This window comes from Paenibacillus sp. FSL M7-0420, assembly GCF_038002345.1.
Classification (GTDB): Bacteria; Bacillota; Bacilli; order Paenibacillales; family Paenibacillaceae; genus Paenibacillus_AQ.
This window is the reverse complement of sequence record NZ_JBBOCJ010000001.1, coordinates 6,141,833-6,165,719: the sequence shown is the minus strand read 5'-3', so window position 1 is coordinate 6,165,719 and position 23,887 is coordinate 6,141,833. Positions and strand designations below refer to the sequence as shown.

18 protein-coding genes and 16 tRNA genes are annotated in these 23,887 nt (G+C 50.4%); 26 read left to right on the top strand and 8 right to left on the bottom strand.

The window, feature by feature from the left end:
* Positions 1 to 41: 41 nt before the first annotated feature.
* From MKX51_RS26405 to MKX51_RS26320, 18 genes are all read left to right on the top strand, one after another.
* Positions 42 to 117 (top strand) — tRNA-Asn (locus tag MKX51_RS26405).
* A gap of 3 nt (positions 118 to 120) precedes the next feature.
* Positions 121 to 210 (top strand) — tRNA-Ser (locus MKX51_RS26400).
* 45 nt (positions 211 to 255) lie between these two features.
* Positions 256 to 330 (top strand) — tRNA-Glu (locus tag MKX51_RS26395).
* A gap of 38 nt (positions 331 to 368) precedes the next feature.
* A tRNA-Val gene (locus MKX51_RS26390) sits at positions 369 to 444 on the top strand.
* Positions 445 to 476: 32 nt separating this feature from the next.
* Positions 477 to 550, top strand: a tRNA-Met gene (locus MKX51_RS26385).
* 78 nt (positions 551 to 628) lie between these two features.
* Positions 629 to 706: transfer RNA gene (locus MKX51_RS26380), tRNA-Asp, on the top strand.
* A 133-nt stretch (positions 707 to 839) separates the two neighbouring features.
* Positions 840 to 915, top strand: a tRNA-Phe gene (locus tag MKX51_RS26375).
* Positions 916 to 930: 15 nt separating this feature from the next.
* Positions 931 to 1,006 (top strand) — tRNA-Thr (locus MKX51_RS26370).
* A gap of 6 nt (positions 1,007 to 1,012) precedes the next feature.
* Positions 1,013 to 1,098, top strand: a tRNA-Tyr gene (locus MKX51_RS26365).
* Between the two features lie 6 nt (positions 1,099 to 1,104).
* Positions 1,105 to 1,178: transfer RNA gene (locus MKX51_RS26360), tRNA-Trp, on the top strand.
* A 27-nt stretch (positions 1,179 to 1,205) separates the two neighbouring features.
* Positions 1,206 to 1,281 (top strand) — tRNA-His (locus MKX51_RS26355).
* Positions 1,282 to 1,329: 48 nt separating this feature from the next.
* Positions 1,330 to 1,405: transfer RNA gene (locus MKX51_RS26350), tRNA-His, on the top strand.
* Positions 1,406 to 1,424: 19 nt separating this feature from the next.
* Positions 1,425 to 1,499, top strand: a tRNA-Gln gene (locus MKX51_RS26345).
* Positions 1,500 to 1,505: 6 nt separating this feature from the next.
* Positions 1,506 to 1,580: transfer RNA gene (locus MKX51_RS26340), tRNA-Gly, on the top strand.
* Between the two features lie 8 nt (positions 1,581 to 1,588).
* Positions 1,589 to 1,662 (top strand) — tRNA-Cys (locus MKX51_RS26335).
* Between the two features lie 29 nt (positions 1,663 to 1,691).
* Positions 1,692 to 1,770, top strand: a tRNA-Leu gene (locus tag MKX51_RS26330).
* A gap of 160 nt (positions 1,771 to 1,930) precedes the next feature.
* The gene (locus MKX51_RS26325) at positions 1,931 to 2,959 is read left to right on the top strand and encodes a helix-turn-helix transcriptional regulator (protein ID WP_340994451.1); all 1,029 of its coding nucleotides are present in this window, start codon (positions 1,931 to 1,933) and stop codon (positions 2,957 to 2,959) included.
* A 50-nt stretch (positions 2,960 to 3,009) separates the two neighbouring features.
* Positions 3,010 to 3,804, top strand: a complete 795-nt coding sequence (locus MKX51_RS26320) for an SDR family NAD(P)-dependent oxidoreductase (protein ID WP_340994450.1) — start codon at positions 3,010 to 3,012, stop codon at positions 3,802 to 3,804.
* Here MKX51_RS26320 and MKX51_RS26315 read toward each other — a convergent pair.
* Together MKX51_RS26315 and MKX51_RS26310 are read right to left on the bottom strand one after the other, a co-directional pair.
* Positions 3,801 to 5,066, bottom strand: a complete 1,266-nt coding sequence (locus MKX51_RS26315) for a CynX/NimT family MFS transporter (RefSeq protein WP_340994449.1) — start codon at positions 5,064 to 5,066, stop codon at positions 3,801 to 3,803. The two genes, MKX51_RS26320 and MKX51_RS26315, sit on opposite strands and share 4 nt — an antisense overlap.
* Positions 5,063 to 5,740, bottom strand: a complete 678-nt coding sequence (locus tag MKX51_RS26310; protein WP_340994448.1) for a FadR/GntR family transcriptional regulator — start codon at positions 5,738 to 5,740, stop codon at positions 5,063 to 5,065. The genes MKX51_RS26315 and MKX51_RS26310 overlap by 4 nt, the downstream gene beginning before the upstream one ends.
* A 209-nt stretch (positions 5,741 to 5,949) precedes the next feature.
* Here MKX51_RS26310 and MKX51_RS26305 point away from each other — a divergent pair, with 209 nt between their 5' ends.
* Positions 5,950 to 6,471, top strand: coding sequence for a MarR family transcriptional regulator (locus MKX51_RS26305; protein WP_340994447.1), 522 nt, complete (start codon positions 5,950 to 5,952; stop codon positions 6,469 to 6,471).
* 21 nt (positions 6,472 to 6,492) lie between these two features.
* Positions 6,493 to 6,708 carry a hypothetical protein gene (locus MKX51_RS26300; protein ID WP_340938080.1) on the top strand — a complete coding sequence of 72 codons (216 nt, stop codon included), beginning with the start codon at positions 6,493 to 6,495 and terminating at the stop codon, positions 6,706 to 6,708.
* 73 nt (positions 6,709 to 6,781) lie between these two features.
* Here the strand turns inward: MKX51_RS26300 and MKX51_RS26295 are convergent, their stop codons facing one another.
* Entirely contained in the window at positions 6,782 to 7,351 is a 570-nt protein-coding gene (locus MKX51_RS26295; RefSeq protein WP_340994446.1) for a TetR/AcrR family transcriptional regulator, read from the bottom strand.
* 164 nt (positions 7,352 to 7,515) lie between these two features.
* Between MKX51_RS26295 and MKX51_RS26290 the strand changes: the two genes are divergently transcribed.
* Complete coding sequence (locus MKX51_RS26290; RefSeq protein ID WP_340994445.1) at positions 7,516 to 8,475, top strand: carotenoid biosynthesis protein; 960 nt, start codon at positions 7,516 to 7,518, stop codon at positions 8,473 to 8,475.
* A 131-nt stretch (positions 8,476 to 8,606) separates the two neighbouring features.
* Here MKX51_RS26290 and MKX51_RS26285 read toward each other — a convergent pair whose 3' ends face one another.
* On the bottom strand, positions 8,607 to 9,587 hold the full coding sequence (locus MKX51_RS26285; RefSeq protein WP_340994444.1) for a serine hydrolase domain-containing protein: 981 nt from the start codon (positions 9,585 to 9,587) through the stop codon (positions 8,607 to 8,609).
* A gap of 178 nt (positions 9,588 to 9,765) precedes the next feature.
* The gene (locus tag MKX51_RS26280; RefSeq protein WP_340938084.1) at positions 9,766 to 10,686 is read right to left on the bottom strand and encodes an aldo/keto reductase; all 921 of its coding nucleotides are present in this window, start codon (positions 10,684 to 10,686) and stop codon (positions 9,766 to 9,768) included.
* Between the two features lie 159 nt (positions 10,687 to 10,845).
* On the opposite strand from MKX51_RS26280, the gene MKX51_RS26275 reads away from it, so the two are divergent.
* On the top strand, positions 10,846 to 11,238 hold the full coding sequence (locus MKX51_RS26275; RefSeq protein ID WP_340994443.1) for a MerR family transcriptional regulator: 393 nt from the start codon (positions 10,846 to 10,848) through the stop codon (positions 11,236 to 11,238).
* 107 nt (positions 11,239 to 11,345) lie between these two features.
* Positions 11,346 to 14,411: a glycoside hydrolase family 2 TIM barrel-domain containing protein gene (locus MKX51_RS26270; RefSeq protein ID WP_340994442.1), complete on the top strand. Its 3,066-nt coding sequence runs from the start codon at positions 11,346 to 11,348 to the stop codon at positions 14,409 to 14,411.
* A 50-nt stretch (positions 14,412 to 14,461) separates the two neighbouring features.
* Here the strand turns inward: MKX51_RS26270 and MKX51_RS26265 are convergent, their stop codons facing one another.
* Positions 14,462 to 15,343, bottom strand: a complete 882-nt coding sequence (locus tag MKX51_RS26265; protein WP_340994441.1) for an AraC family transcriptional regulator — start codon at positions 15,341 to 15,343, stop codon at positions 14,462 to 14,464.
* Positions 15,344 to 15,912: 569 nt separating this feature from the next.
* Here MKX51_RS26265 and MKX51_RS26260 point away from each other — a divergent pair.
* The 3 genes from MKX51_RS26260 to MKX51_RS26250 all read left to right on the top strand — a co-directional run bounded on the left by MKX51_RS26260 (position 15,913) and on the right by MKX51_RS26250 (position 19,458).
* Positions 15,913 to 16,779, top strand: coding sequence for an ABC transporter permease (locus MKX51_RS26260; protein ID WP_235192047.1), 867 nt, complete (start codon positions 15,913 to 15,915; stop codon positions 16,777 to 16,779).
* 36 nt (positions 16,780 to 16,815) lie between these two features.
* Positions 16,816 to 17,709 (top strand): carbohydrate ABC transporter permease, encoded by an 894-nt coding sequence (locus tag MKX51_RS26255; RefSeq protein ID WP_036700398.1) that lies wholly within the window; start codon positions 16,816 to 16,818, stop codon positions 17,707 to 17,709.
* Positions 17,710 to 17,856: 147 nt separating this feature from the next.
* Positions 17,857 to 19,458, top strand: coding sequence for an extracellular solute-binding protein (locus tag MKX51_RS26250; RefSeq protein ID WP_340994440.1), 1,602 nt, complete (start codon positions 17,857 to 17,859; stop codon positions 19,456 to 19,458).
* A gap of 944 nt (positions 19,459 to 20,402) precedes the next feature.
* On the opposite strand, the gene MKX51_RS26245 is transcribed toward MKX51_RS26250, so the two are convergent.
* Positions 20,403 to 22,643 (bottom strand): helix-turn-helix domain-containing protein, encoded by a 2,241-nt coding sequence (locus tag MKX51_RS26245; protein ID WP_340994439.1) that lies wholly within the window; start codon positions 22,641 to 22,643, stop codon positions 20,403 to 20,405.
* 200 nt (positions 22,644 to 22,843) lie between these two features.
* Positions 22,844 to 23,599 carry an AraC family transcriptional regulator gene (locus MKX51_RS26240; protein ID WP_076085625.1) on the bottom strand — a complete coding sequence of 252 codons (756 nt, stop codon included), beginning with the start codon at positions 23,597 to 23,599 and terminating at the stop codon, positions 22,844 to 22,846.
* Positions 23,600 to 23,887 lie beyond the last annotated feature (288 nt).

The following is a 23,887-nucleotide window of genomic DNA, read 5'->3' as shown; positions in this document are numbered from 1 at the left end:
TTCGGATTCAGTTTTCAGGCGATCAAGCTTGATATGTATATTCCCTGATAGCTCAGTTGGTAGAGCACTCGACTGTTAATCGAGTTGTCACAGGTTCGAGTCCTGTTCGGGGAGCCATATGGAGAGGTGTCCGAGTTTGGCCGAAGGAGCACGATTGGAAATCGTGTAGGCGCCACAAGCGTCTCGAGGGTTCGAATCCCTCTCTCTCCGTAGCGTTACCTCCCTGAAAAGGGAAAGGAAATAACTGTATAGCATGGCTCGTTGGTCAAGGGGTTAAGACACCTCCCTTTCACGGAGGTAACATGGGTTCGAATCCCATACGAGTCACCAATTTCTTCTTTGAATGACGGGAAGAGAGAGTCATATATGGAGGCTTAGCTCAGCTGGGAGAGCATCTGCCTTACAAGCAGAGGGTCGGGGGTTCGAACCCCTCAGCCTCCACCATCTATCTTAACCGAATAGATTTTGTACAATGACGCGGGGTGGAGCAGCCCGGTAGCTCGTCGGGCTCATAACCCGAAGGCCGCAGGTTCAAATCCTGCCCCCGCAATTAATCCCCACAAAGTGAAGAGATGCTCTGTAGCATATTCCGAATACTTTCCGGGGACCCCATAAGTACTTTTAATTTGGAACCGTGGTGTAGTTGGCCTAACATGCCTGCCTGTCACGCAGGAGATCGCGGGTTCGAATCCCGTCGGTTCCGCCATTTTTAATGGCTTAAGGGATGAGAATTCCCTGGGTTCGTTGAAGCATAGGCATCGTAAGGAATACTTCGCAATCTCGTAACGGAGTGAAGAGTATCCCGCCCTGTTCCGCCATCTTTACAAAATTACTTTTATGGCTCGGTAGCTCAGTCGGTAGAGCAAAGGACTGAAAATCCTTGTGTCGGGGGTTCGATTCCCTCCCGCGCCACCATACACAACTTAATATGCCGGTGTAGCTCAATTGGTAGAGCAACTGACTTGTAATCAGTAGGTTGGGGGTTCAAGTCCTCTCGCCGGCACCATACCGTGGAGGCTTAGCGAAGTGGCCAAACGCATCAGACTGTAAATCTGCTCACGTACGTGTTCGGTGGTTCGAATCCATCAGCCTCCACCATTTTTTAGGGGCATAGTTTAAAGGTAGAACAACGGTCTCCAAAACCGTTGGTGTGGGTTCAATTCCTGCTGCCCCTGCCAAGTAATTTCATATAAAAGAATCATATGGCGACCGTGGCGAAGGGGTTAACGCACCGGATTGTGGTTCCGGCATTCGTGGGTTCGAGACCCATCGGTCGCCCCATTTCTTTTATAAGAATTACATAGCAATACAACTTAAAAGCTTCATATGGCGACTGTGGCGAAGGGGTTAACGCACCGGATTGTGGTTCCGGCATTCGTGGGTTCGAGACCCATCAGTCGCCCCATTTTTATTTAATAAGATGTTGGGGATTAGCCAAGCGGTAAGGCAACGGACTTTGACTCCGTCATTCATAGGTTCGATTCCTATATCCCCAGCCATTATATGCGGACGTGGCTCAGCGGTAGAGCATCGCCTTGCCAAGGCGAGGGTCGCGGGTTCGATTCCCGTCGTCCGCTCCATTTCATGTGGTGCCATAGCCAAGTGGTAAGGCAAAGCTCTGCAAAAGCTTTATCCCCAGTTCAAATCTGGGTGGCACCTCCATTATTTTTTTGGAATTATATATGTAGTACGCCGGCGTGGCGGAATGGCAGACGCGCTCGACTCAAAATCGAGTGGGAAACCGTGGAGGTTCGAGTCCTCTCGCCGGTATCAAATTAATAACAGACAGCTCATTAGAGAATAATTCTAATGAGCTTTTTTATATTTATTGCACCGATCTTATTATTTCGATCGGCTATAATCAGAAGAATCAATGATCTACGATTGGTGGATCATTGCAATTGAAATTAGTTCTTGGAGGTCGACAGCCATGAATGCCCCTTTCGCAGACCGTATTAAGATCGCGCCCGGTTTCTGGACCAGCCTGAAGGGAATAGGGGTAGAACCTATTGATGTAGCACGCAAGGCATGCCTGCCGCTAACCATCATCACCGAACCGGTAGTCACGACCGCCCAATATTATTCGATCTGGCTAGCCTATTCCGAACTAGTCGGAGACATCGCTACGGGAATCGTCAAGCTTGCGGCCGCATACAAGACAACTCAATATCCGCCGGCTGCTTTGGCGACCTTTCACGCTCGCAATTACCGGGACGCGCTGAACCGAATGGCGCGCTATAAGCAATTGTGCCCCCCGGAAAACTTGAGGATTCAGGAAGAAGGCGAGCTATATTCGATTGAATTGGAATGGCAGCATGCCGAGCTATCCGGACCGCCGGTGCTTGTCGGCATTACGCTCGCCTACCTGCTTGAGCTCGGACGCCGGGGAACCGGCCGTTTCCTTAAGGCACATTCCGTAGAATTCATTAACTATATGGGCGACGTTCAAGCCCTTGAAGGTTACTTCGGCTGTCGAGTACGGACGGGGACGGAGCGCAATCAGCTAACGCTTAATCGCGAAGATCTGGATCGCCCCTTCACGTCGTACAATGAAGAACTTCTTGAGATTCTGACCCCCTCCTTGGATCGTACGCTGGAAGAGCGACAGAGCCAGCTCACAATGAGCACTAAGGTGCAGTGGATTCTCTCACGGTGCCTGACTCAAGGGAAAATCGATATCCACTCCGTAGCCTCCGAGTTGGGGATGAGCGAGCGTACCTTACAGCGCAGGCTGACGGAAGAAGGCGGGAGCTTCAAGCAGCTGCTGGCGAAAACGAGGCGGGAGATGGCCGTTGCTTACTTGGCAGACCCTGCATTGGAGATCAAAGAGGTCGCTTTTCTTATTGGCTACGAGGACCAAAATTCGTTTTATCGCGCTTTTCGCGCATGGACAGGGGAGACTCCTGCCAATTGGCGCGTCACGCAAGATAATTGGCGCTCTATGCTAGTTACCGAGTAGACGAAACGATGTAATATGATCCCTATCTTAGACACAAGGAGTGCAGACAGATGGATATGGGATTAAAGAACAAGACAGCTTTAGTAACGGGATCAACTAAAGGCATAGGAAAAGCGATCGCCTGTGAACTTGCCAGGGAAGGTGTTCATGTTCTCATAAATGGACGCAACAATGATGACGTAGAGCGTACGGTAGCTGAGATTCAAGCAGCGTTCCCGGAAACGGAACCGCGGAATGCAACCGCTGATCTCATCGATTCGCGGCAAAGAGAAGCTTTATTCGCAAGTTTTCCCCACGTCGATATCCTGGTCAACAGCATGGGCATCTATGAGATCATGTCCTATGACTACGTAGACGATGCCGTTTGGGAGAAGTACTTCCGCACAAACTTTCTTGCCGCCAACGCCTTAACCAAGTTTTATTTGCCTTCCATGCTGAGTCGTGAATATGGCCGTATTATCTTCATCGCGAGTGAGGAAGCCGTAATGCCTTCAGGACAGATGCCTCAATACGGTGTGACCAAATCCATGCTGTTGTCATTGTCCAAGAGCTTGTCCAAGCTGACCCGTGGCGCCGAAGTTACAGTGAACACGATCCTGCCGGGACCGACCCTCTCCGAGAATGTGCTTAAAATCATCGAGAGTATATATTCGAAAGAAGAGATGACGTTCGAGGCTAAAGAGAAGGACTTTATGACCAAGAACCTGCCTCAATCCGAAATCGGGCGGTTTATCCGACCAGTGGAGATTGGCCGGTTGGCTGCTTTCCTGTGCAGTCCCATGGCCTCCGCCTTCAAAGGATCCCCGATCCGAATAGATGGGGGAATGGTACCGACAATCTTTTAATTTTTTGCGCGCCGATCATTCGACGAACCCACGAATTGATTTCTGGCCGCACCGAGACCAACGATGCCGAGGAGAGCAGACGCGCCGACTAATATCAGAAGTGGAGCGCCCCAACTATGACTGGCATCATGCAAGTATCCAATCAGCGCCGGGCCGGTAGCTGCCAGCAGATATCCGATGGATTGGGCCATGCCCGATAAATCGGCCGCCTGGTGGGCACTTTGGGTACGCAAGCCGAAGAACATCATGGACAAGCCAAAGGCAAAGCCCGATCCAATTCCAAGAATAATCACCCAAAGCAGAAGCAGATGGATACTGCTATAGAGAAGTCCTAGGGTTCCAATCAAAAGCAGAATGGTTGTAATCCCCACTAACAACCGCTGGTTAGACATACGGCCTGCCATCACAGGAACGATAAAGGCAAAGGGGAGCGAAGCCATAATCAGAACCGAGAGAAACCAGCCCGACTGACTTGAACTGATGCCTTGATCTTTCAAGATTTCAGGCAGCCAGGCCACCAGCACATAGAAAATGGCCGATTGTATTCCCATAAATAGAGTCACCTGCCAAGCGAGTGGAGAGCGCCAGATATTAACCTGACGATTGTTAGCTGCACTGCCAGCAGCAGCGGCTGGTTTCACTGGAGTCTTGAGCTGCGGTATCCAGAAGAGAATGGAGATCACGCTGAGTATCCCCCATATTCCCAAGGCCCCTTGCCAGCTCAAGCCTGCCCCCACAGCTAAGGGAACACTGATCCCGGAAGCGATTGCCCCGCACAGATTCATCGAAACCGAATAAACCCCCGTCATCGTACCCAGTTGCTGCGGAAATTCCCGTTTGATCAGGCTGGGAAGTAATACATTACATATCGTAATAGCAAATCCTAGAATTGCTGTTCCCACATACAAGGTCACTGCTCCAGATAACGACCGGATAGCAATACCGGTGACCAAAAAAATAAGGGAAACCAGGATCATTCGTTCTACCCCATATTTATGTCCTAATTTCGGCACAAAAGGTGATAACAAGGCAAATGCGATTAGTGGAACGGTGGTAATCAGGCCTGCTAATGTATTTGAAATATGCACGTTGTCCCGAATAAGACTGACCAAGGGTCCTACGGATGTGAGGGGAGCGCGCAAATTCGCTGCGATAAAAATAATTCCTATGACCATGAACCAGAGTGTTGCTTGCTTGCGAATGCCGGTGCCCGACATTCCATTTCCATCCTGTTGGTTTAACAATTGTTCTGATGAACTCATAGATGTTCCTCCTGTGTACGGGCCTTGTCAATGTATAAACGTACAGCCTCTTCAGCTTGATGACTATCCTGATTGGCAATAGCTTGATAGAGCAGGGCATGAGAGTCGAGATAAAAATCCACATGTTTAAAATACTTCATTTCCAAAACCATGCTCTGAAGCGCCTCGGAGATATGATTGTACAAGTTGGCCATCAATTGGTTATGTGATGCAGCAATCACCATCTTGTGAAACTCCACATCCCAATGGGCATAAGCTTCGAGATCCTGCCGGCCGGCTGCTTGTCTGCATTGGTCCAGGCATGCCCGCAGTGCCTCCAAATCTTCCTCGCCTCTCCTGAGCGCCGCCAGGGCAGCAGCTTCTCTTTCTAGTGCATAGCGGACCTCCAGGCTCTCAAGCCTATCGGTATGCTGAATCACTTTTCTAATCACTGACCCCAAAACGCTCGAGGAGCAGACATAAGTCCCATCCCCTTGCCTGGTCTTCAGCAGACCTGCATAGGTTAGAGCCCGAATGGCTTCCCTCAAGGTATTACGGCTGACTTGAAGCTGCTCCATTAGCTCGGGCTCTGGAGGAATACGTGTCCCAACTTGCCATTCGCTGCTTTCGATCTTCTCCTGGATCTGGTAGGCTACCTGTTCCACCAAGGTTAAACGTTGAGTCTGAGCTAACAATCGAATCATTCCTTTGCAAACGTAGGATGTTTGGTACTTTGGTTGAATTATAGCAGATTACCTTTGGCTTGAAAAGATGAAAATGATATTGATTATCAATATCAATCATGCTAATATGATTTTGTTCAGTGCTGAACAAAAAAAGAAGAAGAATCTATCGCTGCATCGAATAAGGTCTGCAACTAAATACATGAGAGGAGAGAAATAAATTGGAGTTTCCAAATCATGCTAAAGGTCACCTTTACGGGCAATATATCAGAATGCTGCATTTGAACGAATTATATACAGAACATGAAATTAACGTGTTTCGGGAGCAAGCCCACAAGCTTCAGATTGATATGCTCTCCAATAATATTACCAGTGTACATGTTATTGATTGCATTGGTGATCATGAGCCCATTAACCATACCGGAATTACTAAAAGAATGAATCTGTCCAAAGCAAGTATTACAAATATTAGTTCAAAGTTATTGGAGATGGGTTTCATTGTGAGAAATCAAATGAACAACAACCGGAAGGAAAGTTATTTCACTCTAACGGATAAGGGAAGACAGGTATATCAACTGCACCAACAGATGCATCAGGAGAAAGAAGAGAGCTTTTACCAGTTCATTGACTCTTATTCAGAGACTGAGTTACAGACGATCGGGAAATTCATGGGTGATCTGTTGGCGCGTGCTGAAAAATACTACGCAAGGGAAGGATCGGAGAATGAGGACACTACAGATTGAAATGGAAGGAAGCATCGGCTGATGAAGAAGAAAAACCCGGACATGTCCGAATTACAGCAGATTGCCAGGGAGAAAAGGAAGGTTCAATTCTATCTCAGATTGATGTTGGGATTAGGTTCAACCTGTGGTGTAATGGTACCGATTGAACCCTTTTTTACAACTTTAAATGAGCTTTCCGCTCAAGAGGCCGCACTTATACAACAACAAGCAAAGGATCAATCAGATCAATCGGAATGAACAGGAAGAAAATGAATATTGGGAAAAAGAGAAGCGGCCTTCAACAAAGAGGGACCGCTTCATTTTTTATGATTTATAATTCCTCTGCATAAAATGCTTTGGATACTGCCTCGGTCGCTTTATCAATAAAAGCTGCAACCTTACCCGGGCTTTCCTTCAGACCGCTACTGACCCACTTTTTAATAATGGCTATACTGCCATGAGCAGTGAACGTATACCAGGACTCAAATAATTGCGGATCAAAATATTTTAATTCCTGTTTCCATCGCTCAATCGTTAGATCGTGACTGATATAAAGGATTCTTTCTAATAGTTCTTTATCGCCGTGCTCCGAGAATAGAACCTCACATATCGTTTTATTCGCTTTTATATACTTACATAATTCATAAGATAGCTTTTGAGGATTGGACGAACTCATCCCAACTTGCTTAATGTCTTCGTAAAGATCATTTTCGATCGTAGAAAGAAGCTCGAACTGATTGGCATAGTGTGAATAAAAGGTGTTGCGGTTAATCCCTGCTTCGCTGCAAATGTCGGTCACGGTAACTTTATTGATAGACCGCTCTGTCAGCAGCTTCAACAAGCTTTCTTTGATAACCATTTTTGTATATCTCACTCTGTGATCTGTTTTTTTGTCTTCCATATTATCCTCCCAATTTAAAATAATAAAATAGTAAATGAACAAATCTAATATGAATTGTATAATAACTAACATAATCCAAACGAACAGACTGTTGTTTAACTAACATGATAATATTATAATTTATTTAAACATTCGATTCAAATAAAATTAATTGGAGGAAGAAAATGGGTAGTATAACTGTAGTGCCTGTATGGGTTATTCAAGACATTCTTGTCTTAATTGCTGCTGTCCTAATGGTGTTCTATATCCTTGATAAGGAAACACATCCCAAAACGGTTTTACTGCAATTTATAGGTTTTGTGTTTTTTTACGCCGCCGTTTTTGAAATTACTGCTTCATCGCTTGGGGAAGGTTTCTACGCCTATGGGCGCAGTATTTTAATGTTGTTTAACATACCAATTACTGTCCCTATTATTGAGTTCCTGATTATTTATTCCACCTTGCGTGTGCTAAATTCTGTAAATATACCGTCTTGGACGAAACCGTTTATTACGGGATTAAGTGCGATGGTGTTTGACTTTTCACTCGACCCGGTGGCCGTTAAACAGATTTTTGAGACCATGGATGGAACCATTGCAAGATGGACTTATTATCCGCTGGCCGGTGAACCTCAAATTTATGGGGAACCCGTGATGAATTTTACAGGATGGATTTATATCGCCGGATATTGGACCGTCTTTATTCTAATTGGTGAATGGTGGCATAAAAAGAAAGGCTATAGTAAAACCGTGGGTTATATCTATCCGTTTTTGGCGGCCCTTGCGTCATTGGCTTGTATGTTCTCCCCTTTATCCAACTTCTTTAATTACATGGGTCCGTTCTTCGCCAGAGAATCTAATATGCAATGGGTGATGTTGATTGCACTTTCTGTCATTACAATCGGAGTTTTAGCATTAGCTTTCACAAAGTTCTGGGACCGGAAGGCTAACTATTCAATCACTCCCAAAAAAGATTTTCCGATCATGTTTACTTTCGTAGGGTTCCCCCTGGTTAACACTATATTTTGCCTCATAGGAGGTTTCACAGAAGTGTTGTGGCTGGTCGTTCTGGCTCAGATCGTATTAATGGTAGCCTGGATCGGAATTTATAGGATGGGTAAAAAAGAAAGTCCAACCGAGAGGTAGTTAAAAAAACACCGCCAGGCTTTAGACTCGTCTAAAGCTGGTGGTGTTTTGCTGTTATCTTCGTTAAGGCAGCACATTCCCGGCAGCGCGGTAAATCTCGTACCATTCCTCGTGGCTGAGGGCGATGTCGGTTACTCCTTTGTCGGCTCAAACAACGGTAGGATATACTTTGTAATTAATTCAATTCTGTCCTTCGCACGCGGCATGAAACGCGAAGCAATCGTAACTACGATTTTCTTGTCGGGATTTACGTAAATCGCATTTCCTCCGTCGCCCAAAGCCGCATAACAACCTTGTCCCTCATTGTTAACAATCCACCATAAATACCCGTAAGGTACCTCTCCCCATCGGCTGTTTTCTTGGGTACTGTCCTTGATCCATTTTGCGGATAGCATTCGCTTGCCGTTCCACAAACCTTTATTTAGGTATAGCTGACCGATCTTTGCCATATCCAAGGGGGTTAAGGTAAGTCCCCAACCGGCGGTGCTCGTCCCTTTGGGATCTATGATCCAACCATTAACAAATTTATCTTTGAGGAACGCCAAATACTCTTCTTTACAATGTATATTCGCATTAGGGGGCGCTTTGATCCCCAGTGGTTCAAACAGATTTTCTGTGGCAAAATCAAGTACAGATTGGCCGGTTGCATTGGTGAGGATTCCCGACAGGACCTGTAGGCCGATTGTGGAATACTTGAATCCTCCAGGATCGTCCTTGCCACCCAACAAGTCCAGTGCAGCTTTGGTCCAGTCCTCGCTGGTATAGACCTTTGTATATGGCTCCGACTTGTATTTATACGGTGCGGTCATTGTCAGTATATTTTTTATTGTGATATTCTGTATCGTTTTTTCACCGCGTTTGACCGTGTAATCAGGAAAAAATTCCAATACTTTCTGGTCAATGCTTTTAATATAGCCTTTGTCTATGGCAATGCCGATCAGTGCAGACACAACGCTCTTCGTCACCGATGCAATATGGATCGGATCGTCAGCGGTGTAGCCGTCAAAATAGCCTTCATATACCTTTTCGCTGCCGAGCAGTACTACAATACCAGCAATGTTACCATACTCTGTTTTAATCAGATTCTCGAAATCTAGAATTCTGTTATTCATACTTGTTCTCCTTCTAAATATAAGTACATCGATGTCTGTGAAAAGCGTATTATGATATAAATTTTTTTGCAAGAGCCTATTATAAAACTTGCTTGAAGCCCTGGGTGCAAATACAAAAAGACCCGCAAACCCCTTTCTAAAGGGGAGATTTGCGGGTCTTTCATACAGATGGTCTGGTTTAAGGCAGCACATTCCCGGCGGCGCGGTAAATCTCGTACCATTCCTCACGGCTGAGGGTGATGCTTGAGGCCTTGGCGATGTCGAGCAGGCGGGCAGTGTTGGTGGTGCCGACAATGGGCTGCATCTTAGCCGGATGGCGAAGCAGCCAGGCGGTCGCGATGGCGGTATCGGTTACCTCTTTTTCTGCGGCGAGACGGTTAATCACTTCATTTACCTTAGGGAACTTCTCGTTGCCGAGGAATACGCCCTCGAAGAAGCCATACTGGAACGGCGACCATGGCTGGATGGTCATATCGTGCAGGCGGCTGTACTCCAGGATGCCGCCATCGTGGACTACAGAACCGGAATTCGTCATGTTGACGTTGAAGCCGGCATCAATCATGCCGGTAACCATGATGCTGAGCTGAAGCTGGTTGAACAGAAGGGGCTGCTTGACGTTCTTCTTGAGCAGCTCAATCTGCAGCGGGTTCTGATTGCTGACGCCGAAATGCTTGACCAGCCCTCTGCGCTCCAGATCATCGAAGGCTTCGGCTACTTCTTCCGGCTCCATCAAGGTGTCAGGACGGTGGAGGAGCAGGACATCTACATAATCGGTCTGCAGCCGCTTCAGGCTATTCTCTACTGAACTGACAATATGCTCCTTGGAGAAGTCAAAGAAGCCGTTCCTGATGCCGCATTTGGCCTGAATCATCAGCCGGTCGCGCATGCCGGGATTTGCAGCCAGTACATCCCCGAATACTTCCTCCGCTTTGCCGCCGGCATAAATATCTGCATGGTCAAAAAAGTCTATGCCGACCTCAAGGGCGCTGTGGATATGGACTTCAGCCTCTTTGGGAGACAAGTCAGCGATCCGCATACAGCCGAGTGAAATCTCGGACACCTCAAGTGTACCGTTAGCCACATTAATTCTTTTTACCATTAATTATTCACTCCTTAAATGAAGGTATAGTGTAAGCTTAGACCTTAGAGTTAGGTGTAAGTCAATAGAATCATAGAGTGGCTGTTCATAGAAACGGATTGGTGTTACCTTTACATATAGGTGAAGCCGGCAACGGCTGGCAGAGAGGAGCTTGTACGGATGGGATACAGTATCAAAACCATAGCACAAAAAAGCGGACTGAGCCAATATACGCTGCGTTACTACGAACGGGAGGGTGTATTGCCGGTTGTGGCAAGGGATGAGAACGGTAACCGTTGCTTCAATGATGAGGATCTGGAGCTGATCTCGCTAATCTGCTGTCTGAAGGATACCGGAATGGCTATAGCGGACATTAAGCAATTCATTGCGTTCTCGCAGGAAGGCAGGGACCGTCTGCCCGATCAGCGCAAGCTGCTGCAGGAGCATAAACAGCATATCGATGAGAAGATTAAGTTCTTTCAGAGCTTTGCCCGGAAGATTGACCATAAGATTGCTTATTTTGCTTCAATGGAGAATGAAGCGGAAGCCTCTGGAAATCATAAAACCAGCTGAAAGTCAGTTAACTGCATCTAAGTTGTAATCCTGCACTGGGAACTAGCGTGAACTTGGGATAGAATAAGAGCCATATTCACCGAAAGAAGATGAAGGAGGATCATATAATGTCAGGCAATGAACCGAGTCTGGATTGGCTAAGCGATGTATCTGTATTTAAGGTGAAGCGGTTGGAAGCGCATTCGGACCACCGCTATTATAGAACGATGGAGGAAGCAGAGACACAAGCCCCCATGGCGCTGCGCCACTCGCTGAACGGAGATTGGAAATTCAGTTATGCAGTGAATGTGGCAGCCCGTGTGCAGAATTTCTATAAGATGGAATTTGATACGAGAGGCTGGGGGGACATCCAGGTGCCGGGTCATATCCAGCTTCAGGGGTACGGCAGGCCGCAATATGCGAATACGATGTACCCTTGGGACGGTCTGGATGCTGTAAGACCGCCGGAGATTCCGGTGAGCAGTAATACAGTGGGCAGCTACGTGAAGTTTTTTGAGGTGCCGGAGAATATGGGGAAGGGACCGGTCTTTATTTCTTTTCAGGGGGTAGAGGCGGCTTGTTATGTCTGGTTGAACGGGCACTTCGTCGGCTACAGTGAAGACAGCTTCACCCCTGCGGAATTTGAACTGACCCCCTATCTGCAAGAAGGAGCCAATAAGCTCGCGGTTGAGGTCTATCAGCGCTGTACGGGGAGCTGGCTGGAGGATCAGGATTTCTGGCGGTTCTCGGGGATTTTTCGTGAAGTGTATTTGTATACGGTTCCTGAGCTGCATGTACAGGATCTGCGGATTCAGGCGGGGCTGGATGCTTCCTATGAGCAGGGCAGGTTAACGGCTGAACTTCGCATGGCGTCAGAGGCCGAAGCTGTGATCAGAATGGAGCTGAAGGATGCGGCCGGGACTGTGGTGGCAAAAGCAGAAGGACGGGCAGTGGCGGGCAAGGCGGCTCTGAGTATGGATGCAGGCAAGGTGTTCCTGTGGAGCGCGGAGAATCCGTACCTGTATAACGTCTGTATCTCTGTATGGAATGGCGGCGGGGAACTGGTAGAGGCGATTGTGCAGCGGGCGGGCTTCCGTGTGTTCGAGCTGAAGGACAAGCTAATGCTGCTGAACGGCCAACGGATCATGTTCAAAGGCGTCAACCGCCACGAGTTCAACCCCCGTACAGGACGGAATATTTCCAAGGAAGATATGATCAAGGATATCATCATCCTGAAGCAGAATAATATCAACGCAGTGCGGACCTCGCATTATCCGAATCAGACGCTCTGGTATGAGCTGTGCGATGAATACGGGGTGTATGTGATTGACGAGATGAACTTGGAATCCCATGGCTCATGGCAGAAGATGGGCGCCGTTGAGCCATCCTGGAACATTCCCGGGGATAAGCCGGAGTGGGAGGGGATTGTCATGGACCGGGCAGTGTCGATGCTGGAGCGCGATAAAAATCATCCGTCGATCCTGATCTGGTCCTGCGGCAATGAATCGTATGCGGGTGAGGTTATTCTGAAGGTGTCTCATTACTTCCGTAAGGCTGATCGTGGACGGCTGGTGCATTATGAAGGAGTCTTCCATAACCGCAAATATAATGACAGCAGTGATATGGAGAGCCGGATGTATGCCAAGCCCGCTGACATTGTGGAATACCTGGAGAATCAACCGGATAAGCCGTATATTAGCTGCGAATACATGCACGCTATGGGCAATTCGGTCGGGGGACTTCATAAATATATTGAGCTGGAGAACCGGTATCCGCTGTATCAGGGCGGCTTCATCTGGGATTACATCGATCAGGCGCTGGTGGCCAAGGACAGGTACGGTGAAGAGTATCTGGCGTATGGCGGGGATTTCGACGACCGGCCGACGGACTACAGCTTCTGCGGCAACGGGATTGTCTTCGCTGACCGGACGATCACGCCGAAGATGCAGGAGGTGAAGTTCCTCTACCAGAACATCCGGCTTGTTCCTGAACGGGATGCCGTGACGGTGATCAACGGCAATCTGTTCGAGGGAACGGAGCGGCTGCTGCTGGAGTTCCGGTTATTGAGAGAAGGACGGGAGATCTTCAAGGGGCAGCAGGAGATTCATGTGGCCGCGCAGGAGGAATCACAGATTCCGCTGGAACTGCCGGATGTGTCAGCCGCCCCGGGAGAATATACGCTGGCGGCCAGTCTGGTGCTGAAGGAAGCGGAGCTATGGGCCGATTCCGGGTTCGAGACCGCTTATGGAGAGCATGTGTTCCGCGTTGAAGCAGCCGGGGTAACGGCAGGCGGGAAAAAGGCACTGCTGCCTGCGTCCGGGGAGTTCGGCGTCATTGAAGGAGATGTAAATATCGGGGTCACCGGGCGGGGATTCTCCGCCCTGTTCTCCAAGCAGGCGGGCTCGCTGGTGTCGCTCTGCTACGGAGGGCGCGAGATGATTGTGACCCCGCCCGCTCCGCTGTTCTGGCGGGCAACGACCGACAATGATAAAGGGACTGCGCTGGGGTACCATGCCGGCGGCTGGTTTGCGGCCAGTCTGGCCCGCCAGTGTACGGCGGTCAGCCTGCACACGAAAGCAGACCGGGCTACGGTCAGCTTCGACTATGCCTTCAGCATCAGCAGTGAGCTGAAGGCAAGCATTGAATACACGGTCCATGCCGACGGCAGCGTCCGTGTCCGGATGGTCTACACCGGAGCAGACGGCTTGCCGGATGTGCCGGTAGTGGCGGTATCCTTCCGGATGCCGGCAGACTACGAGGCCACCGAGTGGTATGCCCGCGGACCGGAAGAGAACTACAGTGACCGCGCACATGGAGCGCGGCTCACCCGCTTCCGGCGTAAGGTGACGGAGCTGCCGTCACCGTATCTGGTGCCGCAGGAATCCGGCAACCGGACGGGCGTCCGTGAGGTGAGCATCACGGACAGCCGGGGGTATGGGCTGCAGGTTCAGGCGGCTGCGGGACAGCCGCTGGAATGTACGCTGTCACCGTATACAGCGTTCGAGCTGGAGCAGGCAGCACATGCTTATGAGCTGCCTAAGGTGCACTACACGGTTGTCACCCTCGCGGCACAGCAGATGGGTGTGGGCGGGGATGACAGCTGGGGAGCGCCGGTGCATCCGGAATACCGGATCGCCGCCGATCAGCGGCTGGAGTTCGAATTCACGCTGACGGCGGCATTGCCGGAGGCGTAATCATCACTAAGTAAACAGGCCATCAGCGTATCCTTCGCTGATGGCCTGTTTCATGAGAAGCGCTGCCGGTATTCGCGCGGTGACAACCCCTCCAGCTTCATGAAGCTGGAGCTGAAGTAGGAGGATTGGTTGAAGCCGACCTCTTCGGCAATCCGGGCGATCGGGAAGCTGGTCTGCATCAGCAGCAGCTTGCTCTGTCCGATACGGTAGCGGAGCAGATATTCCATGGGTGAACAGCCATATACCTTGTTCATGCAACGGGCAATATAGACCGGATGGAAGTTGAGGCTGTCTCCCAGCATGGCGGTTGTAATCTCTTCACGGTAGTGGGTGCGGAGATAGGAGGCGGCCTGCTCGGCACATAGGGTGGTTTGAGAGCTGCGGTGCTCCGGGTTCACAGAAGCGGCCAGCTGCTGCAGGAGATCCTGGAAGAGGAGCTGCTGCCGGAAGCGGACGGCTTCGAGGTGGGCGGTGGCCTGCAATTGCGTGAGCTGCTCCAATACCTCGTAAGCTCTGTCCGGCAGAAGTAAGTTAACAAACTGCGATAACACCAGATTGAAGGAGCTGATATCGAATAGAGAAGCGGGAAGCTCTCCTGAAGTCTCAGTCAGATTGCCGGAAGCGGACCCTGTCACCGATAAGGCGGGCAGGTCATGGAAGGTCTGAAAGTGGAGCCAATAATAGGCCGTATCCTCCTTGCAGCCTTCGGTTCCAAAGTGGTGGCAGTCGGGGCGAAGGATCAAGGCATCGCCTGCCTTCACTGTGAAGCGCTGCTCCTCCTCGCCGATATACAGGCATCCCTGCTGGACAATGAGCAAGTCAAATACCTTGATCTGCTGGCGGCTCCGGTGCTGATATCCGGGCTGGCAGTGATTGAGGCCGCTGGCTATATAATGCGGCAGGGGAGGGATGCGGAACAGAAGCGGGTTCATGGGCTGGCCTCCTGAAGAAAGTTTGGATATTGAAAGTTTAGGTTGGAGAATTAGTACATTTCCCAGAGTATATCACCTATAATTTATTACAGGCAAGTTTAAATCGTAAGGCTATAGATAGGTCCAGCGCGACCACCCGAATTCCCCCGGATTCTTCTCCTTAAGGAGTACTTCGGGGGCTTATTTGCGTTGAACTTGCGATTACTGCACAAATGTATGATAAGTGCACAGTGCGGTTAGCCGTAAAGTACAGGAATATCCCGAAGCTTCACTGTTCAGCCGCTGGAGGCTTCTTCTATACTCAGGTCATACATTGGATTCCACGAAGCCGCAGGGGCCATCAAGGCCCAAGGACAGAGGCTTCGAACCCAGTGACGCGGCAACTTATCTATAGGCATAGGAGAGTGAAGGCTTTGAGACACCGCAAACGCAAGACCGGGATACCGCTCGTCACCCAGCTTCCCTTGAAGGGAACGGGCGGGCTGTCCCCGCAGCTTGAGTCCGGCACCCGGAAGACAAGGAAGAAGGGCTTCGTGCATGAGCTGGTCCATAACCGGATTCTGTTCCTGATGCTGCTGCCTACGCTGTTGTTCTTTCTAATTAACTCGTATTTTCCGATGGTCGGGGTCTATTATGCGTTCACGCAGTTTGATTTCAATTCCGGGCTGTTCGATGCTCCCTTCGTGGGGCTGAAGAACTTTGAATTCCTCTGGAAATCCGGCACGCTGGTGAAGCTGACGCTCAATACGATCGGCTACAATCTGGCTTTTATTTTACTCGGGAATGTGCTGGCGATTATCTGTGCGATTCTGCTCAGCGAGCTGCGGGTGAAGTGGTTCAAGAAGCTGACCCAGTCGGTCATGTTCCTGCCGTACTTCGTATCGTTCGTTATCTTAAGCGTGATCGTCTACAATGTGTTCAATTATGATAACGGTTTCTTGAATACGCTGCTGACGCAGTTCGGGGCGAATCCTGTGGATGTCTATAATAATCCGGTCATCTGGATTTTCCTGATCATTCTCTTTTATCTCTGGAAAAATCTTGGCTACAGCATGGTCATCTACCTGGCCTCCATCACGGGCATCAGCGAGGAATATTATGAAGCGGCCAAAATTGACGGTGCCCACATTTTTCAGCGGATCTGGTATATCACGGTGCCGATGCTGAAATCAACCTTCGTCATGCTGCTGCTGTTTTCGCTGGGGAGTATTATGAAGGGGCAGTTTGACCTCTTTTACCAGCTGATTGGCAATAACGGGGTGCTGTACAATACAACGGATATTCTGGATACGTACGTGTTCCGCTCGCTCAAGGTGACCTTCGATGTCGGGATGGCCACGGCGGCCGGCCTGTACCAATCGCTGTTCGGCTTCTTCCTGATCATGACGGTCAACTATATCATCCGTAAAATAAATGACGATTACGCCTTGTTCTAGGTTGTGCGGAACCAGCTGCGGAAGGAGAGAAAGAGCATGCAAATCAAAGACGACTCGTACACCAGGCTACTCCAGGGAGTGGCTTACACGGTAATTATACTGGGCTCCTTAGCCTGTCTGATTCCGTTCCTGCTGATTATTTCGGCTTCCTTGACGGCTAATGAGTCCATCATCAAGGACGGTTATCATTTCATCCCGGCGCAGTTCTCGCTGGAGGGCTACAAGACGGTATTCACCTTCCCTGATGAGGTGCTGCGGGCGTATGGGGTGACGCTGTTCACAACGGTGACAGGGACGACGCTGGGACTGTTCTTCATGACCATGGCCGGGTATGTACTGGCCCGCAAGGATTTCAAATACCGCAATACCTTCTCGTTCTATATTTACTTCACGACCCTGTTCGGCGGGGGACTGGTGCCCTGGTACATTATGATCACTAAGTATCTGCATCTGACCGACTCTTATGGGGCGCTGATTTTTCCGGGGCTGATGACACCGTTCCTGATTATTCTGATGAAGAATTTCATCCGCTCGGCGGTGCCGGAGGAGCTGTTCGAATCGGCCAAGATTGACGGGGCGGGGGATTTCAAAATATACTGGCGCATTGTGCTGCAGCTCTCGATGCCCGGAATTGCTACGGTAGGCCTGTTCCTTGCGCTGGCTTACTGGAACGACTGGTTCTCCTCGTCGCTGTTCATTAATGATCCGCATAAGTATCAGCTGCAGTTCCACTTGTACAATGTCATCAACTCGGCCTCCTTCATCGCCAATATGGGCGCGGGAACCGGGGTCAGCTTAGGCAGTGATCTGCCTACAGAATCCACCAAGATGGCGATGGCGATTGTGGTCACGGGGCCGATTCTGTTCCTGTATCCGTTCATCCAGCGTTATTTCGTGAAGGGGCTGACGATCGGAGCGGTCAAAGGTTAGAACCGGCTGGCAGATTGTTCCTTACCGTACATCTGCTATATCGGCTAACATAGAGTCACACACAAGGATGGTATGCTTCCGGGGAGAGAACTGCACGAGGGCAGCGGGGAAGCGTGGGCTTACAACAAATTTTAGGAGGGTTCATTCATGAGAAAGAAAGCAGGCAGACGATCTTTGGTTACGCTTACAACGGGATTGCTCGCTCTATCGCTCCTGGCCGGCTGCAGCGGGGGGAACAACGGCAACACTGGCAGCGCCGGTAATACTGGAAAAGACGCAAATCCCGGCACTCCAGCAGCTTCAGAGGGAGCTGCCCCGGCAGCGGATACAGGGATTGACACCTCAAAGAAGGTGGAGCTGCAATTCTATATGCTCGGCGATGCTCCTAAGGATCTTCCGGCCATCCAGGCGGAGGTCAACAAAATGGCTGAAGCGGACCTGAACGCCACGGTGAAGTTCAACTTCACCAGCTGGACGGACTGGGATCAGAAGTATAAGCTGCTGCTGTCCTCCGGGCAGGCGATAGATCTGATTTTTACAGCGGACTGGACGCAATATCAATCCTATGCGAAGCGCGGTGCCTTCCTGGCACTGGATGATCTGCTGCCGAAGGCGGCTCCTGAGCTGCAGAAGTTCGTCCCTGAGAAAATGTGGGAGGATGTTAAGGTTGACGGTAAAATCTACACGGTTCCGGCGACCTTCAAGGAGTATGTAACCAACGGGTTCGTCTACCGCGAGGATCTGCGCAAGAAATACAATCTCCCGGAGCCCAAGGACTTGGCCAGCTATGAGGCTTACATGGACGGCATTGTCAAAAACGAGCCGGATATGATGCCGATGTCCCTGAACAGCGATGTGGGTAACAATCTCCATTATATCTATACGGAGCTGCATAAAATGGTCGGCGCGCTGCCGTACGGCATGGGTGTGAAATATGATTCTCCGTCCACGGTCTACTCCTACTGGGGCTCCGATGAGCAAAAAGAAGAGCTGAAGATGATGAAACGCTGGGCCGATAAAGGCTTCATTCCAAAGAATGTGCTGAATATTAAGGATACGATGCAGGACCCGGTCACTTCAGGTAAAGCGGCCAGCATGTTCGGGGACAATCCTAACCGGTTCAATGATATGAAGATGAAGATCAGCACGACTCATCCGGATTGGGAGCTGGCGTATTCTCCTTTCGGCTTAACTACCGGCTATGCGACCCCTGTACATCCGATTCACAACGGGTTCGCTATTCCGAAGAGCAGCAAGAACCCGGAGCGGGCGCTTGCCTTCTATCAGAAGATGGTGCTCGACAAACGGTATAATCAGCTGACGCAATATGGCATTGAAGGCAAGAACTACACGGTAGAAGACGGCTATTATAAGCTGGTCGGCACCAGTACCTCCAATGGCTTCACCCGTGAGGGCATGAACGGCTGGGCGTGGAGAAATCCGGAGTTCATGCTGTTCGACAAGGGCTTTGACGGGGTCAAGGCGATCTTTGATGAGCTGGATAAAATCCAGAAGCCGGACCTGTTCCTTGGCTTCGCTGAGGACTACAGCTCTTATCAGGCAGAGAAGGCTGCACTTGAGCAGGTAGAGAAGCAGTACCTGTTCCCGCTGGAGGCCGGACTGGTGGATGATGTGGATAAGGGCCTGGAGACCTTCATGCAGAAGGCCAAGCAGGCGGGCCTGGAGAAGATTCAGGCGGAGTGGACGAAGCAGTGGGAGGCTTATGTGGCGGAGAAAGGTCTTAAGTAGATGAGGGGAGCCCCGGGAGCCGTATGGCTTTTGGGGCTTTTGTGTGCGCGGGAGCTGGAGTGAGTGCTGGTGCTGGAGTGGCGATGGCGCTTGGGTGGACGCTCCGAAAACGGAATGATGTTCCGATCGCTGTTGTGTCCGGATTTTTATTTATTCTACCTTAGCGGTGAAAATCCGGACACAAAGGCGAACGCTCCGCTTCTCCACATTCATTCCGTTTTCTCCGCTGTTTAAGCGTTAGGCGCAACCGGAGCACAGCTGCGGAGGCCGCGTCAGCCCTACGGCCTCCGCGGCAGGAGGGAAGAGCAGAGAGCCCGTCTCCACGAATTTGGAGACGGGCTGGTGTTCCACAAAAGCGCGAACTGCAAGGCAAGGCGTAAAGAATGGCTTGGTGTTCCACCAAAGCGGGAACTGCCATAGCCAAAAACAACTGGTAAGGGCAAAGAACTGGGCTTGGTGTTCCACCAAAGCAAAAAGGCAAGGCACCGAAGCGGGCAGACCCTCTATGCAAAAATCCTGCACAAATTGCAACATTACCTCGGAGATATCGGCTCAAATCAGGGATTGTTGCAGGAAAGGCAGGATTTTGTCTGGAAATGGTCGATATCCGAGGCTATTGCTGCATTTTGTGCAACAATTCATAGGAATAGCCCAGGATTAAAAATCTAAGTTGCAAATCTTGCAACATTTCAACTTGCTGGTGTGTATGAGCTTGAGAATCTCAGGCTTCTGCTGGCATACGGCCCTGGGGTGTGGACTGAACTGAAAAGTTAGTGGTAACTACTGCGGCTGAAAGCGAGTGCTGGCGGTAGTAGTAGCTACTGTGGATGATAGCGCCAGCTGGCGGTACAGATGACTGCTGCAGCTAATTAGCGTAACCACCACAATAGTACAACTAAAGTTACCAAGAGCAACTGCCAGCGGTGCATCCTCATGTCCGAAATTCAATCCATCCGCACACTCTTCAAACGGCGATAATCGGTAGGCGTTGTACCAAAGCTGCGCTTGAACATCCGGTGCAGGTACGAGCTGCTGGTGAAGCCGCAGCGCTCGGCGATGGCGGTGACGGGCAGGTCGGTGTTCTCCAGCAGGGCGCACACTTCGCGCATCCGCACCTCCAGGATGACATCGACGATGCTGTTCATGGTCTGCTGCTTGTAGAGGCGGCTGATATAGATGGGCGACATGTCCAGTTCATCGGCGATCTGGTTCAGGCTCAGATGAGGCTTCATGTAATCCTCGTTGATCTTGGCGTTGATCTGGCAGATGAGGTCGTGCTGCTTGGTGTTCTTTTTGCCGGCCAGCTGCTCCTGCAGGGTATGGAAGAGGGCGGCGAAAGCCGCCTCCAGCTCCTCTATCGTCTCGATGGCTTCCAGGCTGGGCAGCTCGGCCATTCCATCGATTTGTAAGCGGTTACGCTTCTGGATCGAATTTACGATCTCTCTGACGGTGACGCTGAGCCTGGACACGGTTAACTGCGCGGTCTGATAAGGGAAGGCCCCGGTCTCGCGAATCATCGAGCTGAACTGTTCGGCGGCATCGTCCACTCTACCGCTCAGCAATGCATCCGCCAGCTTCTTCTCCTTGTCCGCCGGATAATGATAAGTGCTGGACTCCAGCGCACAGATGTCCCGGGCATTCAGGATACAGCCATGCCCATAGAACAGGCGGTGATTCGACGCCTCGCGGACCTGCTGATAGAGCTGATGCAGCTGGCTGGCATTACGGTCAATATGGCTGTAGGTCAGGGTAAGGCTGATCTTCAGATAGTCGGAGCAGGCCTGCTGAATCTGCCGGAGCAGGGCTTCGATTAGGCCGGTATCCGTATATTCCACGGGATCGATAATGTTCAGCAGCACCAGGATTCCGTCATCGTTCATATCTACGGTCTCCACGCGGTAGGTCTGGCCGCAGATCTCGGAGGCGATGTTCATAATGGCGAACTTGGAGGTCAGCAGATAAGAGGAGCGGGCTTCCCGGAACTCCCGGTAACGGTCAATCCGCAGCAGGATCAGCCGGTAATCATCATTGAAGGTGAAATGAATGCCGAGCTGGCGCAGCTTCTCTACCTGCTGCATGGACTGCAGCGGCTTCAGGCCGAGGATCAGGTCCCGCAGTGTATTTTGCCGGATCATGAACATGCTGTCGCGCTTCTCGGTCTCCAGAATATGCATCTCGCTGACAATCCGGTTCATCGGCAGGTAGAGGCTTCTGGACATGATCCAGGAGAGGCCGATGCCGGCCACCAGCACCAGACCTGCGATCAGCAAGGTGGTGTTGCGGATGTTGTTGGTCTGCTTCGTAATGATCTCATAAGGCGTAATTCGTACATACTGCCAGCTTAAATCATCCGGTGCCGTATAAGAGATCAGCGAGTTCACGCCCCCGAAGGGAGCGATGAAATAGCCGGCCTCCCGGCCCTTGATCCGCTGCTCAATGAATCCTGCTTCCTCCGGGGTCAGCTCCTGCTGCTTCAGGCTGTTGCTGGAGCGGAAGGCGCCCTGATCATCCAGAATATAGGTCGCGCTGGTGGAATCCGCCGGGCTGGCGATCTCTTTGTTGATCCACGGAGCCGAAATATTCACAATTACCGCCGAATTAATAGCCCGGTCCCAGCCGATCGCATCCAGACACAGGAAGGTATAGGCACGGACCTGATCGTTCTCCTGTGCGCCGTTGGAATAGACTCTAGGAATGGGAGTGAACGCCTTATAGTTCTGATAGTGGCTCAGGATATCCAGAATGGAGGTATCGACCAGCTCCTTCTCGGTATACACACCGTTCTGGCCATGGGAGGAGGCAACATACAGCTGCCCGCTCTTGGGATTATATACATAGATGGATTCGATATAAGGCATGGAGCTTAGATAGTTGCCCAGCTCGGACATGGCGGCGGTGACATCGTAGATGTCCGGCTTATCGTAGAACACGATTTTGGAGATAGTGCTGTTGCGGTAGATTTGAAAAGAAAGCGATTGCGCAGCATCCGTCATGTTCACGACCTCCCGGCTGGTCTGTGTGAGGTTGCCGAGGTCGGACTGGAAGGTCTGTTTCTTTTCTACGCCGATATAGTAGTTGTAATAAATGATGGTGGAGACCAGAAAGGTTAAGGAGACGCAAAGCGTAATGCTGACTAGCAGTCTGCTGTACAGTGCCCGTTGATTGCCGATCTTGTTCAGTCTCATCCAAAGTAGCCCCCTGACTCACTGTGTATTCTTGCGGGTACCGTCCTTGTCGTAAATGTTCATAGTACGATTATAAGCTCCAGCCTATGAACAGGACAGTGGAACAAGCTTACAACAGTGAACAGGCCGGAACCCAGCGCAGTGAACAAATGCAAGATTCGTGTACAAAAGCTACTTGTGACAGGGGAGGGGACTATTCCCTATATGACTCTGCTCTGAATGCGGAAGGTGCGCGGGGAGAGGCCGATCTCCCGTTTGAACATATTGCAGAACTGGGCGTCGTTGACGAATCCGGCTGCAGCCGAGACCTCGGAAATATGCATTTGGCTGTGCAGGAGGAGCGACTTGGCATAATCCAGGCGTTTTAGTAAAAGATAACGGTGGGGGGAGTGCATGAACCGCTCCTTGAACAGATGCCGGAAGCGGTCGTAGCTGTAGCCGGACATCTCTGCCAGCGAGGCTACCGAGAGCTTGTGGCGGTAATGCTCGTTCATATAATTGAGCACATACTGCATCTGATCCTCTGCCGGGGAATGGAAATCGGAGGCGCTGAGCAGTCGCTGGAGATAGACGGTAATTTCACTCATCTGCAGATTCAGCAGCTCGCTGAACCCGTCGCGCTTGCGCTTGAACTCAGCGCTCATCCGCTGCAGGGTCTGTAGTACTGTGTGCTCTTTATCGTCGTCAAACACACCGGACAGCGAATTAATCACCGGATTGCCGCAGTGGAAGCCGACGAACAGCACCTCCGGGCTGGGCTGATGATTCTCGTCATGCTTGAAGCCTGCCGGAATGAGGGCGAAGGTAGAGGGCCGGAAGTGATAGCTGCGCTGGCCGATGCTGCAGGTGCCCTGACCGTGGATGTAATAGACCAGCTCGAAGCACTCATGCTGGTGCGGAGGGATATAGGTACCTGCTTCATGTTCTGCATTTACAATATATAGGACACGATCCATGATGAGCCTCCCTTGATCGTCATTTAGCCGAATCGTACAAAAACATGACCGAAAATATATAAATATTTATGTTTTCATTTGATATGATCTTATCAATAAAACCGAAGATTCTCAACTGGACTGGCCATCTTGTTCGGATATTTTACGGTTTTTTAGCGAAATGTAACATGAAATGTTTGGTTTTCAGAGTAAATTGCTTATTTTCAGAATTTCAACAGTCGCTTATTCATGCTGCCCGATTCGAAGGAACCAACAAAACGTGTAATTGGGATTTTATGCTATTCAGCA

What these genes read in the sequence shown, in the direction of transcription:
- MKX51_RS26250 (WP_340994440.1), top strand. Translation starts at nt 17,857, where the DNA reads ATGAGAAAGAAAGCAGGCAGACGATCTTTGGTTACGCTTACAACGGGA.
- MKX51_RS26245 (WP_340994439.1), bottom strand. Translation starts at nt 22,643, where the DNA reads ATGAGACTGAACAAGATCGGCAATCAACGGGCACTGTACAGCAGACTG.
- MKX51_RS26265 (WP_340994441.1), bottom strand. Translation starts at nt 15,343, where the DNA reads ATGAACCCGCTTCTGTTCCGCATCCCTCCCCTGCCGCATTATATAGCC.
- MKX51_RS26300 (WP_340938080.1), top strand. Translation starts at nt 6,493, where the DNA reads ATGAAGAAGAAAAACCCGGACATGTCCGAATTACAGCAGATTGCCAGG.
- MKX51_RS26285 (WP_340994444.1), bottom strand. Translation starts at nt 9,587, where the DNA reads ATGAATAACAGAATTCTAGATTTCGAGAATCTGATTAAAACAGAGTAT.
- MKX51_RS26260 (WP_235192047.1), top strand. Translation starts at nt 15,913, where the DNA reads ATGCTGCTGCCTACGCTGTTGTTCTTTCTAATTAACTCGTATTTTCCG.
- MKX51_RS26290 (WP_340994445.1), top strand. Translation starts at nt 7,516, where the DNA reads ATGGGTAGTATAACTGTAGTGCCTGTATGGGTTATTCAAGACATTCTT.
- MKX51_RS26280 (WP_340938084.1), bottom strand. Translation starts at nt 10,686, where the DNA reads ATGGTAAAAAGAATTAATGTGGCTAACGGTACACTTGAGGTGTCCGAG.
- MKX51_RS26270 (WP_340994442.1), top strand. Translation starts at nt 11,346, where the DNA reads ATGTCAGGCAATGAACCGAGTCTGGATTGGCTAAGCGATGTATCTGTA.
- MKX51_RS26240 (WP_076085625.1), bottom strand. Translation starts at nt 23,599, where the DNA reads ATGGATCGTGTCCTATATATTGTAAATGCAGAACATGAAGCAGGTACC.
- MKX51_RS26255 (WP_036700398.1), top strand. Translation starts at nt 16,816, where the DNA reads ATGCAAATCAAAGACGACTCGTACACCAGGCTACTCCAGGGAGTGGCT.
- MKX51_RS26325 (WP_340994451.1), top strand. Translation starts at nt 1,931, where the DNA reads ATGAATGCCCCTTTCGCAGACCGTATTAAGATCGCGCCCGGTTTCTGG.
- MKX51_RS26275 (WP_340994443.1), top strand. Translation starts at nt 10,846, where the DNA reads ATGGGATACAGTATCAAAACCATAGCACAAAAAAGCGGACTGAGCCAA.
- MKX51_RS26320 (WP_340994450.1), top strand. Translation starts at nt 3,010, where the DNA reads ATGGATATGGGATTAAAGAACAAGACAGCTTTAGTAACGGGATCAACT.
- MKX51_RS26315 (WP_340994449.1), bottom strand. Translation starts at nt 5,066, where the DNA reads ATGAGTTCATCAGAACAATTGTTAAACCAACAGGATGGAAATGGAATG.
- MKX51_RS26295 (WP_340994446.1), bottom strand. Translation starts at nt 7,351, where the DNA reads ATGGAAGACAAAAAAACAGATCACAGAGTGAGATATACAAAAATGGTT.